Source organism: Prevotella vespertina (assembly GCF_009728485.1).
Classification (GTDB): Bacteria; Bacteroidota; Bacteroidia; order Bacteroidales; family Bacteroidaceae; genus Prevotella; species Prevotella vespertina.
In genome coordinates this window covers 80,223-95,728 of sequence record NZ_VVIQ01000010.1, presented here as the reverse complement: position 1 = coordinate 95,728, position 15,506 = coordinate 80,223, and the positions used below count along the sequence as shown (strand labels likewise).

The window sequence follows — 15,506 nt, the reverse complement described above, 5'->3', positions numbered from 1 at the left end:
CATTGTGGGGTAAGGGGATATTGTAGGCAGAAGTGGGTGCTTCAAGTTCAAATTATCTGCAAATTCAGTAATGAGAGGACGTGTAAACGCAATAAGAACCTTCAAGGGCTTAGTTGCGGATTTGAGGCCTTCTTCCTTTTGGGAAGATATTCATCGTTTTCAATGCTATTGTTTTGTGTTATTTGTTATTCCCCGATGGTACTTTTATAACCCTTTCTATTATATAAGGTGTATATGGACTTCTATTGATGTTTAAGTTTAAGAACGAGAGAGGTTTAAGTTAAAGTACAATCGTCGTTTAAGTTAAAGTACGAATGAAGTTTAAGTTAAAGTATAATTGTACTTTAGTTTAATGGATTCTTGATGAAGTTATTAAATTCTTTTGTGCCTGTAATCTAATGGGTTATGAAGTTTCAACATTAGTGAAGGATTAGCTCATATTTAGTATATAAAAAAGAACAGCATTAAGTAAGTTTTGACCTACTTTTATGCTGTTCTTAGTTTTATAAAGAGTAATAATCTCGTTGAAAAATTGTAAAAGCTATTACTCTTCAGTTATATATTCTCTTACATCCTATTTATCGCAACTGCAACCAGTCCATGGCTTTAGTTCCTTAAAGAAATCATGTCCTTTATCGTCGACAAGGATGAAAGCAGGGAAGTCTTCTACTGTAATCTTCCAGATAGCTTCCATACCAAGTTCTGGGTACTCTACGCACTCAATGCTCTTAATGCTACTTTGAGAAAGGACAGCAGCTACACCACCAATCGTACCGAGATAAAATCCGCCATGCTTCTTACATGCATCGGTAACAACTTGCGTACGATTACCTTTCGCCAACATAACGAGTGAGCCACCATGACTCTGGAACTCATCTACGTATGGATCCATTCGGTTAGCTGTTGTTGGTCCCATTGAACCACAAGGATAACCTGCAGGTGTCTTAGCAGGACCAGCATAGAAGATTGGGTGATCCTTGAAGTACTGAGGTAAGTCTTCACCTGCATCTAAACGAGCCTTCAACTTAGCATGTGCTATGTCGCGTGCTACGATGATAGTTCCCTTTAGATTGACGCGTGTAGATACAGGATACTTTGTTAATTCCGCACGTACAGCATCGATACCCTTATCAAGATCAATCTCAATGCCCTTTGCACCCTCTCCTGGCTTGCGGTACTCCTCTGGTATTAACTCACTTGGATTAGTATCCATCTTCTCTAACCAGATACCATCTTTGTTAATCTTAGCCTTGATGTTGCGGTCAGCAGAACAGCTTACGCCCATACCTATAGGGCAACTTGCACCATGGCGTGGCAAGCGGATGACACGGATATCATGTGCTAGGTACTTACCACCGAACTGCGCACCAAGTCCGATCTTGTGTGCCTCGTCTAGGAGTTTAGCTTCTAGGTCGATGTCACGGAAAGCACGACCTGTCTCATCACCTGTAGTTGGTAGATTATCATAGTACTTAATACTACCGAGTTTAACTGTCAGTAGATTCTTCTCAGCAGATGTACCACCAATAACAAAGCAGATGTGGTAAGGAGGACAAGCAGCAGTACCTAGGCTCTTCATCTTCTCTACGAGGAATGGAATCAATGTTCCCTCGTTTTGGATGGTAGCCTTTGTCATTGGGTAGAAGTAGGTCTTATTAGCAGAACCACCACCTTTGGCAACCATTACAAATCGATATTCTGCACCCTCAACAGCCTCGATATCAATTTGTGCAGGGAGGTTACACTTTGTGTTTACTTCATCATACATGTTAAGAGGAGCGTTCTGTGAGTAACGAAGGTTCTCCTCTGTGAAAGTATTGAATACACCACGTGAGAGCGCTTCCTCATCCTCGAAACCAGTCCAAACTTGCTGTCCCTTTTCACCATGAATGATAGCCGTACCCGTATCCTGACAGAAAGGTAATACACCCTTAACTGCCGTCTCTGCATTGCGGAGGAATTGGAGAGCAACATACTTATCGTTCTCAGAAGCCTCTGGGTCAGTTAGAATCTTCGCAACTTGCTCATTGTGCGCACGACGGAGCGTAAACTCACAATCGTGGAAAGCTTCTTGTGCTAGGAGCGTCAACGCTTCTTTACTTACTTTAAGGATCTCTTTACCTTCAAACTCACCTACACTAATTCCCTCTTTAGAGATTAGTCTGTACTCGGTGTCATCCTTGCCCAATTGAAACATTGGTGCATATTTGAATTCTGCCATAATGTTTTGTTTTCCCGCTGTGCCTATGTTGTATAAGGCACAGCGGCATTTTCTATTTGTTTGTTATTATGTTTTTGTATGTTTCTTGTTTATTCGCTTTTACCTTGTTCTAATATCCGAAGATTTCTTCTGTAGTAACCTTCTTGATAGGTGCAATCTTCTCAAGCCCCTTCATATCAAGCTCTTTCTCATCACCAAGAATGATGTACTTAAACGGCTTATTAGCTACATACTTCTTCTCAAAGTCGATTACATCTTTCAGTTGTAGTGCTGGAAGAGCTTTGTAAATAACTTCGCCTAACGAGGTATCAAGTCCTAATCGTTGTGCTGCAAGGTAAGAGGTGAGGATAGAGTACTTTGTAGTACGTGCAGAAGCTAGACTCTTCATCAAACTTTGTTTTGCTAAATCGAAACCTGCTTGACGCACTGGCATATCATCAAGGAGCTTGTTAAACTCGTGTACACAATCCATCATCTTATCGTTTTGTGTAATAATATAGGTGTAGAAACTCTCCTTATCACCTAAACGATAAGGTGTATCGTATTGTGCATAGGCAGAGTAAGCAAGTCCACGTGCTTCGCGTAACTCTTGGAAGACGATAGCATTCATGCTACCACCGAAGTATTCATTGAATAGAGCAATGATTGGGGCACGTTCAGGTGTCCAATCTTGATTCTCGTTATGAAGCTGTACCATATAGATATTCTTTGCCTCATACGGAGCAATAATCACCTCATTCTTTGGTGTTGTCTGCTCTACGTAACGTTTAGCAGCAGGAACTTCTGCAAACTTCTTAGGTGATTGAATGGTTTTACTAACAAGTTCATCAATAGCCTTTAGACTTGATGGTCCATAGTAGAGAACTGTCTGCTTATAGTTCTTCAACCCTTTCAACATATTTAGTAGTTCTTGTGGATTCATTGCTCTAAGAGCTTGTTCACTAAGAATATTACGGGTTGGGTTGTATTCTCCATACGTTGCATAGTTTCTCAGAGCAGCAAAGTTCTGTTGCTGATTAGCTTTATTATCGCTGCGTGATTTCAAAACCTGTTCAACATAGAGGTTATAAGCCTGCTTGTCTACCTTTGCATTATTAAGTAAATCATTTAATAAGGCAAGAGCTTGTGGCATATTTGAATTTAAGCCATTAAGCTTGATGTAGGTGCGCTCATTCTTCTCAGATATACTATAGTCGCATGCTAACTTATAGAACTGTTGTTTGATCTGTTCGTTTGTGAGCTTATTAGTTCCAAGATACTCGAGATAGTCAGCTGCATAAGTGAGCTTTGGATCGTGTTCGTCACCGAAAGGAAGAACAAAGCACAGCGTGAAGAGATCGTTAGATGTGTCCTGCTTATAAAGGATAGGTAAGCCCTTCTTTGTTGTCGCCTTTGTCAGGTCACGCTTATAATCAACGAATTGAGGTTGAATAGGAGTTGCCTTTGTATTTACAATCTCATCCAAGAACGCACTATGCTTATCGTTGTTAGTAGGGATAGGAGTGATGGCTGGTTTTTCCACCTTCTTAATAGTAGTGTCATTGCCTTGTTCTTTGTAAACACAGGCGAAGTTATTACCAAAGAAGCGGTTAGCGAACCTAACGATGTCAGTCTTTGTTAGTTTAGATATACGACTAATCTTTTCTACTTCCTGTTTCCAGTTCTTATGATTGATGAATGCATTAACAAACTGCTTTGCTCGGAACTGATTGTTATCGAGCTGTGTGTAATAATGTCTTTTATAGTTGTTGATGATCGAAGGAAGTAAATCGTCAGAGAATTGTCCTTTCTTTAACTTCTCAATCTCATCTAATGCCAAACTACGAACTTCTGGTAATGTTTGTCCTTTCTTAGATTGGCCATAGAGATAGAATACAGAGTAATCGTTCATATCAGCAACGCCAGCACCGACCTCTTGTACCTTCATCTTTTGATTAAGGTCTAAGTCGAATAAACCTGCTTTGCCATTCGATAGTAACTCTCCAATTACTTCTAGGGTATCAATCTGTTGAGAGTTACTAGCATCAGCACGCCAGCCCATGAAGAACATAGGAGCTTCCTTACCTATAACAGTTGTGTCGATAGGCGCTGTGATGGCTGGTTGAGCAGCATATTGTGGTACATCTATATGTGCACTTGGCTCCCAATTACCGAAATACTTATCAATAGTTGCCACAGTCTCGTCCGGATTCAAGTCGCCAGATAAACAGATAGCAATATTGTTAGGAACATAATACTTGTGGAAGTAATTCTTAATATTGACAATTGAAGGGTTCTTTAAGTGCTCTCCAAGTCCAATAGTTGTCTGTGTACCATACGGATGTGTAGGGAATAACTTTGCAAACAAAGCTGCATACATCTTGCGCCAGTCACTTGCCAGTCCAATGTTATACTCCTCGTACACAGCTTCAAGCTCTGTGTGGAATCCACGGATTACCATGTTCTGGAATCTATCCCCTTGTATCTTTGCCCATGTGTCAATCTCATTTGAAGGGATATTCTCAACATAACAAGTGACATCATTCGATGTGTAGGCATTTGTCCCAGAACTTCCAATAGCAGTCATCATCTTATCGTACTCGTTAGGAATATTATAACGAGCAGCTAGTTGAGAGATGGAATCAATCTGATGATACCACTTCTTGCGTGCTACTGGGTCAGTGATGTGACGATATTGTTCGAATCGCGCTTCAATAGAGTCTAGGTAAGGACGTTCTGCTTCTGCGTTAGATGTGCCGAAGTGGGTAGTTCCTTTGAACATAAGGTGTTCCAAGTAGTGAGCCAAACCAGTTGTCTCCTTTGGATCATTACGTGACCCTGTCCGAACGGCAATGTAAGTTTGCACACGAGGTTTCTCCTTGTTAACTGATAAGTAAATCTTCAGTCCGTTCTTCAGCGTATAGATACGCGTTTGCATAGGATCATTTGGCACACTCTCGTAGTTATAACGCTGTGCATATCCAGCAAGGGTTGTTAGTAGAAGCATTGCTCCCACACAAATCCCCTTCATGTAGATTTGATTAAGGAAATACTTTCTCATACAAAAATAGTTTAGTTGTTGAATATAAGGTTGGTTATCAATTCTCAAAGTCAATCTCATGATCAAGGCTATTGACGAAGGACTCAAATACTTCTGGCTCCACATCGCCCATATCAAACTCCTTCTGAGCATCTTTCCTAATCTCAGCAATCCATGCACGACGTGCCTCAATGTAGTCTTTCTTAATGCGCTCATCGTCTTCTGCTGTAATCTCCTTGATACCATAATATTCAAGGATCATGCGATACGTCCATGCCCATTGATATACTCGATAGTTATCGTTGATTTCCGTAAAGCGTTCAATAACATCTTGTATGGTTTCAAGCGTACCATCCTTAATATCATGGATAAGGCGCATCTCTTCTGATTCAGGAAGTAATAAGCCTGATAAGTCATTCCATTTACCAGTACCGACTTCGATCTCTGGTTTACCAAAGAAGCCCCACTTATGTGCACGCTTGAGCACAGCACCCATGTAGATGCGCAAGGCTATATCATAGTATTTGATACCCTTACGCAGGCTGGAAGCATTGATAGTATATTCGTGATAGTTGTATGCTGAAACGTTATCACCACTCGCTTGTCGCAGACTCTCCAATATCTTCTTTCCTCTTAATATCTCACCAACAGAGAAAGGTGATAGCCAATCGAAGTTAACAATGCTCTTCTGTGATTGTTGTGGACGCATATCACGTTTAGGCCACTTGCGTATGTCTCGATAAAGTCCTACCGTTGTTATGTTACGACCAGGCACAAGGAACATCTTGTCGGCCTCTGCAATAAGATAAGAGAAGGGGAGAGCTGTTGTGTTGGGGTGGTGCATTAACTTACCAAAGCATACAGAGAAGGTTCCTATCGTTGCTGGCATTAACAGATAGCTACCACTGGCATTCTTCGTACCACGTTCCAATATTCCCCAGTGCATTGGTCCCATCTTATACGCATGATTAGAGAAGTTGGTTCCTGATCCTGCATTATAGAAGGAGAACATACCACCGATGAGTAGTGAGCTCTTGTGATGTGAGGCACAGAAAGGACCGCAGAAGGCAGCACAAGCCTCACCGTTTGCCATGAATGAATTAGCAAAGAATACACTTTGTGAGGCGGTGAAACCATTAGCTATCTGACAAGCCTCACCAACGAAACAATCTTGCATCTTTACGCTATTCACAATACTAGATCCATCTGATATAATCGAGTTCTCACAGATGACACCAGTGCCAATGAACACACTAGCATTCTCTGAACTAAGTATTGTACAATCACTCAATCGGCTAGCACCTGATATTTCGCAATCATCTTGGATAACCGTGTTTGTTATCTCACGTGTATTGATAATCTTCACGTTATTACCGATGGTACCGCGGTCTGGGTTGGTGCGTGCTATCTCTTCAGAGACAAGCCTACGTATTGCATTCTTGAGATCTTTATCATTGAAATGCTTAACCATGAATGCAGCAAACTGGCTGTTTAAGTCATGGAATAGGATAACGTTTCCATCGCCTACCTCATTGAGCACAGCAATTAGATTGCCTTCTCCGTAGGTTGCTCCCTCTGTTGTCTCCATAACAGAGACATTTGAGATAATGCAGTCGTCACCAATGGTGTAATTATTGATATAGTTCCCTATCTTTTCTATTAAACAGTTATCACCTACCGTGACATTGCGTAAGGTGGCATCGTTAATACCCGAGTGCTTAACGAAATCCTTTGCTATTTCTATATCCTTCTGGCATTTTCCCAATCGGATATCACCATAAAACATCACACGATGGAAGAACTTTGCTTGAAAGTCTTCCTCTGCAACCTTCACACGAGTCCAATCCTCTGCCCAGCAGCTATTCTTCTCTAGAAGGTCTATCTCTTCAGGTGTTAGGGAACGATATTGCATAATTCTTTGTTTTAGTTGTTGTTATTAGCCTTATTAGCCTTACTAGCCCAATTAGCCTTATTAGCCCAATTTATCTTATTAGTCCGATTAGCCTTATTAGGCTCATTAGCCCAATAATATTTATTCCTCTTCGATGTTATAAAGGAAGTCATTGTAGGGATACTTCTGCACATGCAACTCACGCACCTTCTTGTAAAGCACGTCTCGGAACTCGTCTATATTCTCCTTATTCTTAGCTGAGATGAACAGACATTGTTCCTGTTCCTTAGCCATCCAGGTTTTCTTGAGTTCTTCCAAGGTGATATTCTCTTTGGTTGCTGGTGTGAGATCGTCCTCTTCCTTTTCTATCCAATGATAGTTATCAATCTTATTGAAGATGATCATAGAGGGCTTATCAGCACATCCTAGTTCGGTGAGCGTTTGATTTACAACCTGTATCTGCTCTTCGAAATCAGGGTGAGAAATATCCACAACATGTAAAAGTAAGTCGGCTTCTCTCACCTCATCAAGTGTCGATTTAAACGAATCAACCAAGTCTGTGGGGAGTTTGCGGATGAATCCAACGGTATCAGCAAGCAAGAAGGGAAGATTCTCTACAACTACTTTACGCACGGTTGTATCTAAGGTTGCAAAGAGCTTATTCTCGGCAAACACCTCACTCTTGGCAAGCAGATTCATAGTTGTTGACTTGCCCACATTCGTATAACCGACTAGTGCTACACGAATCAGACGCCCACGGTTCTTACGTTGGGTTGTTTTCTGTTTATCTATTTCGGCTAATCGCTGCTTTAAGAGAGACATTCGCTGAAGGATGATACGGCGGTCCATCTCCAACTGAGTCTCACCAGGACCACGCAAACCTACAGATCCCTTACCACCGCCAGAACCAGAGCCGCCACCCTGACGCTCCAAGTGTGTCCATAGACGTTGTAGGCGTGGTAACATATAACGATATTGTGCCAATTCAACCTGTGTCTTCGCATTAGCAGTTTGCGCACGCATAGCGAAGATATCGAGAATGAGTGAGGTGCGATCTAGTATCTTTACACCGAGTTCCTGCTCGATATTGCGCATCTGCTTGGCTGATAGCTCATCGTCAAAGATAACCATACCAATAGGCTCATCGTCGTCCTCTTTCTGCTTGATATATTCTTTGATTTCTTCGAGCTTACCTTTACCAACGTAGGTAACAGCACTCGGACCATTCACTCTCTGTGTGAATCGTTTAACGGTAACAGCACCTGCGGTATCAGCAAGGAACTCTAGTTCGTCAAGATACTCCTTCGTCTTGGCTTCGTCTTGCTCCTTTGTGATGAGGCCCACTAGTATAGCTGTCTCTGTCTTTACTTCAGATATGATAAATTCTTTCATTCAGTATGCTTCTCTTATAATATATTGGTAGTGTGTGTAATAGCATAACTTTGGCTAGCTTTCTCTTACACCTTCTGCTACATGGCAAAGGTACTTATAAATTCTGAAAAATACTAATCATAGCCTCCGTTTTTATGTCCTTTAAGAATCAAGACAATAATGTTCGTGCTCTTAAGGGATATTGCGTCGTGAAAACACCTTCCTATCTCCACATCATTTATACCTAATATATTTACATTTCCATCTATGCTAATTCAAATCCTTTTGCACCCTATTCACGCTCTTTGTCTAATAGGTTCCGCTATTCTTTCTCCCTTGTCTCCTGTTCTTTACTCATGCGTCTTGTTTTTTTTCCTTCCGTATCTTTTGTTAGTTTCACCATGGTGAAACTATTTCGTCACCACGGTGAAACTTATTCGTCACCATGGTGAAACTTGTGTCTCATCATGATGAAACTAAATTTATATGCGTGTGTAAATGATGCGCAACACGTTAGAAGGAAATGTGGAACAGGTGCTAAATCATGCTGAAACGGGTAGTAGACGATTCGCAAACGGGTGAGAAAGATTAGACAGAGCTGTTGTGAAACAGTCTGCAAAGTCGGTTCTTTCGTAGCAGGAAGTACCTATTGTATGTTCCAGAGGTCAATGATTTTCTCTTTTGACACGCTTTCTACCTTTCGCTCAATGTCATCAGGTAGATTGCAGAAGAAGTCTATACCCGTGAGTTGTTCAAGCTCACTGATGTTGACAACATAGGGTACAAGCGAGCGGTCATTGTTACTCTTGTGCTCAAACCAGAAGCCGATAGCCTTGTACTCCCACTTATCTTTTCCGTACACCTTATACTTCATTAGGGCAGCTGAGAAGAAGTATTTTGGGACGATGAAGTTACTTCTAATCGTCATGAATTGTCCTGCCTTATCAATCGTACCACCGCGACAGATGAAGAGTGTGTCTTTTGAGATTTTGGCAGCAGTGATATAGGTTCTCATCTTGCTTTCCATTGTTTCCCAAACTCCAGCGTTGAAGCCATGGACCTGAGGTTGCATATTACTAAGATAGAAAGTCTGGTCATTCGATTCCCTTGAGTATTTCCTGTCTTCCGAGGGACAGATGTGCCCATGGTCGTAGCCAGAGCCGTAGATAGGGTCGTAAGTATAATAGGCATTTGCGGGGAAGAGTGGGTCAAAGGGGTATTGATTTGGGTCGGTGTATGGCTTCCTTGGTACGTTCTTCTCAGCGTTTTTCGCATAAATCTCGTAGCAAGTCCATCTGTTCGACTTCTTAACAACATCCCATTCCACGCTGTAATTCACTTCACCCGTGTTCAGTTCGTGTGTGAGAATAGTACTGCTTCCGCCCTTTAGCCTTGGAAATTCAAGGCGATGTGTTGCTAGTCGGATATCCTTCATATTTGAGTTTGTGTTATTAACGATGGTCTCTTTTTGTTCTGTGGAGGAGGAGCCGCTATCGTCTTTGCTACATGAAGAACATATAGTTAAGGTGAGTAAGGTAAGGGTGAAAATGCCCTTGCTGACTAGTTTCTTGTTCATTGTGTCGGGTTGTGTGCTTGTTTTATTAGAGGATGCTAGTTTTTTTGAATACAAAAGTGCGAGCAAACGTATATGCAACTACGTTTGTTCGCACTTTATATGTCTTTAAATCGAAAGATATTTATCGATTACTTCTTCAACTTACCGTAACGGCTCATGAAGCGGTCTACGCGACCTGCTGTATCGACAAGTTTGCTCTTACCTGTATAGAATGGGTGAGAGGTACTTGAGATTTCGACTTTTACCACTGGGTAAGTTTCGCCTTCAAACTCTACTGTATCTGTAGTCTTGCATGTAGATCTTGAAAGGAACATATCGCCGTTGGACATATCTTTGAATACGACGGGGCGATAGTTTTCTGGATGAATACCTTGTTTCATTTTGTTATTATCTAATTGTTAATAATGTAACTCGTCTTTGTTCTTCTCCTATGAATAAACTAGGAGACTACACTCAACAGGGTGCAAAATTACGAATAATTCTGCACCCTGCCAAATATTTCATATTGTTTTTTACTTTACCTCTACGTTGCTAATCTCCCATGTACCAGCAGTTGTTGCTGTGCTGGTATAGTGGAAACCAATATAAACAGTTGGTTGACCTGCATAAGCTGATAGGTCACAAGTAGCATCGATGAACTTCCAATCAGTACCTGTTGGATAAGCTGAAACAGCTACGTCATGCCATGTTGTGCCATCTGTTGATACTTGTACCTTAAACTCGTTGGCTGCATTGGCAAAGAATTTAGCTGCGTGCTTGAAAGAAAGTGTAGCAGAAGTCCTACCTGCTAGGCTAAAGGCTGGAGAGACGAGACGGCTCTCAGAAGCATAGTTGTCACTTCCTTTGTGTGCAGAAGCCTTCATATACTTGTTCTTTGCATCATGTTTCCAAACGAACGTGAGCTCTGAAGGAAGGGTGATATTATTGATTGTGAAATTGTCTTCGCCTGTTGCAAATGTTGCAGCGAGGGCTACACCTGATGGTTGTGGGGTTGCAGAGCCACCAATAGTTATAATCTTGCTACCCTTATCTATCTCCATGATAGTCTGTCCCTGCTTGTTAGTAAAAGCTTTGAGATTACCCTTAACAACAACTGTTTGACCAACCTGCAAATCGGTCTTAGCAGCGAAGTCAGCACCATTTACACCCTTACCAGAGAATACTTGAAGCGTCTTATCGGTTCCATTATCAGAGAGATAATATGATAAACTCTTATGATTCTGATCGTAGAAAGTTACAGCAGAGATAATACCCTTTACATAAGCCTCCCCGTTTGTAGTCTGCCCTGCCTGTATCTTCTGTACAGCTTCAGCAACCGTCCAAGCGGTAGCCTCTGTATTGAGATCAGTGGTTGGTTGTGGGGTAGGAGTGACATTAGGTTCTTCGAATGTCATGTTATATGGCGATGGTACATCCTCGCAACTGGTGAAAACTGTGGCAGAGATAGCCAATGCCATCATTGAATAAATAATCTTTTTCATCTTGTGTATTGTTACTTTACTTGTTAATTAATTGAGATAATCTTACTACGCTGGTCAACCTCTGGCGTACCATTATAGTCTTTCAACTTACCGAGGATAACGACTGTCTTTCCAACAGCAAGTTGTGGAGCTGTTGCGGTAGTGAACTTAGCACCATTCAACCAATAGCCACGGAATACCATGAGGTGATTGTTGGTTGTGCCGTCATTTGATATGTAATATTCAGCATTACCATAATTACCAGTATCAACGCTGTTGACTAAGGAAATCTTACCTTTTATATAGTATTCTGTAGCATCAGCATGACCAGAAGCAATGTAAGCTAAGGCGCGAGTAACGTCAATTGGGTTAGCTTGTGTACCATCGCCTGTACCAGGAAGTCCTGCAAATGGATCTATGCGTTCAGCGGGCTTGATATCGTCCAAAGAGCGGATAATGATTTCCCACTGGTTATTGAAACGCTTGATGATACCAGTGATGTCTACCTTACCAGTTGGAACTTTAGCATTCGCAAAGTCAGCAAAGTTACTATTATATACAATTACCTTTCTTCCGTCCTGCTCATTCAATGTCCAACTAACGCTACCCGCACCGCCATTCGCATCAGCGAAGGTGTCTTTCACCTTTGCGTTGTTGCTACTCTTGAAACTAACGTTACGGATTACACCGAGCTTACCTCCGTCCGTATCAAGATTCCACGTTGTAGGAGTTGAACCTGTTGCAAAGAGAGTAGGCTCAACTTTATGTCCTGTAGAAAGAATCTTGTAGTGCTGATCCCATGTCGCACGACCAATTCTACCAATGACATCTGCACCTGTAGCATTCTTCGATGGTACACCGATTTGAGCCTGTTTACCATAGTTACCGACATAAAGATCCTTCAAGCTAACCAATATCTCAGTACCAACAGGTAATGCTCCATAGAGTCCGCCTTGTGCTACACTAACAATGATAGCACCTGTCGCATCCTGTAAAGCTAGTTCTTGATAAACGTTACCCTGTACGTCAGAACTGGTTACGATTGCCTTAATCTTAATATCATCATCAACTTTAGCAAAGCTACGACCATCTCGGAAGTCGGTAGAAATATAAGTCGCAAAGTTATTCTTCAGTTGTGCAATAGTGATGACATTCGTTTCTGTCAGTTCATTATTGCCATAAGGAGCTGGCGCATTCTCTGCAGGTTCTGTATAACCATCGTTCATACAAGACGCAAAGAGAGCGCAGGCAGCTGCCATCATTAAATATTTAAATCTCATCATAATTGTTCCTATTCTTTAGTTTTAGAATTTATATGCAACGTTCAACATACCATTGATACCATTTACATAGTATTTCTTTGGATTGCGATAGAAGTCGTAAGCACGTGTTGTTGTAGCGCCAGTAGCTCTATTGATTGTATAGTTACTGCGGCTCTGCTCATAACCACCACTAACAATCTTTTGGTTGTTGAGGAGGTTTGTAATCATCAAATTGATAGATAGGCTACCATGTGGCAAATAGATGCTCTTACCAATAGATGCATCGAGCATGAATCCGCCTTTACCCTCACTTTGTGCGTATGGAGTATAGTTACCATCAGCATCCATACCACCAAGAGCTGTACCCATTGTGCGAAGTGTGCTACCATAACTGAGACTAGGAGCGTATGAGAGATAGATTCTATCATAGTAGTTGCCACTCAAGTCGATGAACCAACCTGCCTTGTGGAAGCTAAGGATACCACTATATACACTCAGAGGAGTGTTTGCCTCGTGCATACCCTTGTTGTAAACAACATCCTTATTATATGTACTCTTTGTAGAGTTCATGTAAATAGCATCAGCATTATTGGTGTTTTTAGCCTCGCTCCATGTTCCAAGTGCCTTAAAGTTTAAGAAGCTATTAATCTTAAAGTCGAGTCCTAACTCAACACCATAATAATTTTTCTTTATGTTAGTCATGCTAACATAAGTAAATGAGTTAGCATCGTCAAAGTAGAAGTTTTGCCATTCTGTTACATGTGTCATGTGGTTATAATAACCGCTAAGATTTGCATGCAACCAGCTACCAGAATACTGATAACTTAATTCGCTTGAGAAGATTCGCTCGTTATGAAGATTGAGAATAAAGTCGTTGTTCATTTCTGGAGAGGCAAAAGCATTGCTTGCATTTGGTGCTCTATGTTCATAGCCTAAGCCGAGAGAAAGTGCATTCCCACCACCAAGAGTAAGTGTAGCACTAGACTTTAATCCACCAGAAACGAAGTCTGCATGTTTGCTCTTACCATATGAGTTATCTGCAAACATACCATTGCGCATATGACCAGTACGATACATGTTGTCATAAGCTAATCGCCCAACTACCATATAATTTAGTTTGCCGAGAGTTTCATTGTAACTAGCCCATAGTTGACCACGACGTACGTTGATGTTATAGTCATAACCAAACTTATCGCCTTCATAAACAAGACTGCCCAAGCCTCTTGTTCCCATTGTGTTGAGGTCGTATTGGATACGAGGATCATTAGCTGCGTATGTTCCGATAGCGTAAGTGTTCACGTTATGGAAACTCTTAGCACCTAATAGGTCTTCCATTGTCTGATAATGACGAGCAAAGTTCTGACCAAGTGAGAATCCAACATTTAAAACCTTATTCTTAGCAATATGGTTTGTGAGTGTTGAAGAAAGGGATGTTGTCAGATTATCAATGTGCTTTGCTTGTAGATAATAGAGCGCATCTTGTCCGTTAATAGCAGCTTGATGGTTTGCATAGTAAAGACGATCCCATTGAATCTGACGATTCTCCTTATTGCCCCACCATGCAACAGCAGTCTTCCAATCAGCGTATGCCTGTGATGTACGATAGCGCACATCGCTCTCATTCCATACATCAAAGTAACTACTTGGAAGGTTCTTCCAATAATCTGGCTGTGGGTTGTCACTATTGTTGTAATTTAGCTTTGTACTCTTATACATTGAGTACTTAGCGAAGAGACTCGTTGTGAGTTTCATCTTCTTATTAATGTCCCAATCCCAAGTAAGGATAGCAGAAGGTGCGAAATCGTTTACAACACGGCTGTTACGCTTGCGCCCTTCTTGATAACCCCAATAAGGATTATATTGATAATCATTAGCAAGCCAATATGCTTCATCAGTACTTGCGCCTTGAGAAGCACGCTCGGTAGGATTACCCCATGTAGATAATGCTAATGAATGACCATTATTCCATTTCTTCTGAACACCGAAGAAATAAGATAATGAGTTATAGAATGTACCTTCAACATAACCACGATTTGCCCAACGATAAGCAACACTTGCTGCGATAGCCCATCCTTTAGCATTGAATCCAGAAGCATAGTTGTACATACCACGGAGGGTGTAATTGCGGTTAGCAGCAGAGAGAGTAATACGATTCCCAGCAGCCATAGATCCTGCACGGAAATCATAGTTGTTACTTCCTGCTAGTCCTGTCATTGAGAAATTATTACTCTCAAAAGGTAGGGCAAAGTCAACATTACGTGTTTGTTGATTAAGACCACCAATCATCGAGTAGCGGAACTGTCCACTTTCCATGTCATTCATCGGTGCTCCATTGATGTAGATGTCGTTATACTTCTGGCTCAATGCACGATAACGGAAGCGCATCGGAGAGTATAAGAAACCTACTTGAGAAGCATAAACATTACTATTTGAGTTAAGAATTGTGACATTGTCGTTCATGTCATTGTCTTCACCTAATTGCGCTTCAGTGAATGTAAACGCCGATTCGTCCATAGCGTTGGCTGTTTGCTCCTGCTGGTTCATCTCTGTTTTGGTATTTTGTGCCACCATAACGGATGAACTGCAAAAGGCTAAAACAGCAAGTGTCAGCTTTTTCTGCATAGTTGATTACATTAAAATATGTTATATTTAGTGTGCAAAGTAACGAAATAAATTTTAAAAAGGAAAGGCTTTTTGATTAATTTT

9 protein-coding genes are annotated in these 15,506 nt (G+C 41.3%); all 9 read right to left on the bottom strand.

What is annotated here, in order from left to right; translation table 11 throughout:
- Positions 1-574: 574 nt before the first annotated feature.
- Entirely contained in the window at positions 575-2,221 is a 1,647-nt protein-coding gene (locus F0475_RS09440) for a fumarate hydratase (protein ID WP_009434591.1), read from the bottom strand.
- A 109-nt stretch (positions 2,222-2,330) separates the two neighbouring features.
- Positions 2,331-5,261 (bottom strand): M16 family metallopeptidase, encoded by a 2,931-nt coding sequence (locus F0475_RS09435; protein WP_155716426.1) that lies wholly within the window; start codon positions 5,259-5,261, stop codon positions 2,331-2,333.
- Between the two features lie 37 nt (positions 5,262-5,298).
- Positions 5,299-7,152, bottom strand: coding sequence for a DUF4954 family protein (locus tag F0475_RS09430; protein ID WP_155716425.1), 1,854 nt, complete (start codon positions 7,150-7,152; stop codon positions 5,299-5,301).
- A gap of 120 nt (positions 7,153-7,272) precedes the next feature.
- Entirely contained in the window at positions 7,273-8,523 is a 1,251-nt protein-coding gene (gene hflX / locus F0475_RS09425; RefSeq protein ID WP_009434549.1) for a GTPase HflX, read from the bottom strand.
- Positions 8,524-9,148: 625 nt separating this feature from the next.
- Entirely contained in the window at positions 9,149-10,078 is a 930-nt protein-coding gene (locus F0475_RS09420; protein ID WP_155716424.1) for a DNA/RNA non-specific endonuclease, read from the bottom strand.
- 128 nt (positions 10,079-10,206) lie between these two features.
- Positions 10,207-10,458 (bottom strand): type B 50S ribosomal protein L31, encoded by a 252-nt coding sequence (locus tag F0475_RS09415; protein WP_004384468.1) that lies wholly within the window; start codon positions 10,456-10,458, stop codon positions 10,207-10,209.
- Between the two features lie 132 nt (positions 10,459-10,590).
- Entirely contained in the window at positions 10,591-11,559 is a 969-nt protein-coding gene (locus tag F0475_RS09410) for a choice-of-anchor J domain-containing protein (protein WP_155716423.1), read from the bottom strand.
- A gap of 23 nt (positions 11,560-11,582) precedes the next feature.
- Positions 11,583-12,821: a DUF5689 domain-containing protein gene (locus F0475_RS09405; RefSeq protein ID WP_155716422.1), complete on the bottom strand. Its 1,239-nt coding sequence runs from the start codon at positions 12,819-12,821 to the stop codon at positions 11,583-11,585.
- A 21-nt stretch (positions 12,822-12,842) separates the two neighbouring features.
- Positions 12,843-15,422: a TonB-dependent receptor gene (locus F0475_RS09400; protein WP_155716421.1), complete on the bottom strand. Its 2,580-nt coding sequence runs from the start codon at positions 15,420-15,422 to the stop codon at positions 12,843-12,845.
- Between the last annotated feature and the right edge of the window lie 84 nt (positions 15,423-15,506).

What these genes read in the sequence shown, in the direction of transcription:
- F0475_RS09400 (WP_155716421.1), bottom strand. Translation starts at nt 15,422, where the DNA reads ATGCAGAAAAAGCTGACACTTGCTGTTTTAGCCTTTTGCAGTTCATCC.
- F0475_RS09415 (WP_004384468.1), bottom strand. Translation starts at nt 10,458, where the DNA reads ATGAAACAAGGTATTCATCCAGAAAACTATCGCCCCGTCGTATTCAAA.
- hflX (WP_009434549.1), bottom strand. Translation starts at nt 8,523, where the DNA reads ATGAAAGAATTTATCATATCTGAAGTAAAGACAGAGACAGCTATACTA.
- F0475_RS09435 (WP_155716426.1), bottom strand. Translation starts at nt 5,261, where the DNA reads ATGAGAAAGTATTTCCTTAATCAAATCTACATGAAGGGGATTTGTGTG.
- F0475_RS09440 (WP_009434591.1), bottom strand. Translation starts at nt 2,221, where the DNA reads ATGGCAGAATTCAAATATGCACCAATGTTTCAATTGGGCAAGGATGAC.
- F0475_RS09420 (WP_155716424.1), bottom strand. Translation starts at nt 10,078, where the DNA reads ATGAACAAGAAACTAGTCAGCAAGGGCATTTTCACCCTTACCTTACTC.
- F0475_RS09430 (WP_155716425.1), bottom strand. Translation starts at nt 7,152, where the DNA reads ATGCAATATCGTTCCCTAACACCTGAAGAGATAGACCTTCTAGAGAAG.
- F0475_RS09410 (WP_155716423.1), bottom strand. Translation starts at nt 11,559, where the DNA reads ATGAAAAAGATTATTTATTCAATGATGGCATTGGCTATCTCTGCCACA.
- F0475_RS09405 (WP_155716422.1), bottom strand. Translation starts at nt 12,821, where the DNA reads ATGATGAGATTTAAATATTTAATGATGGCAGCTGCCTGCGCTCTCTTT.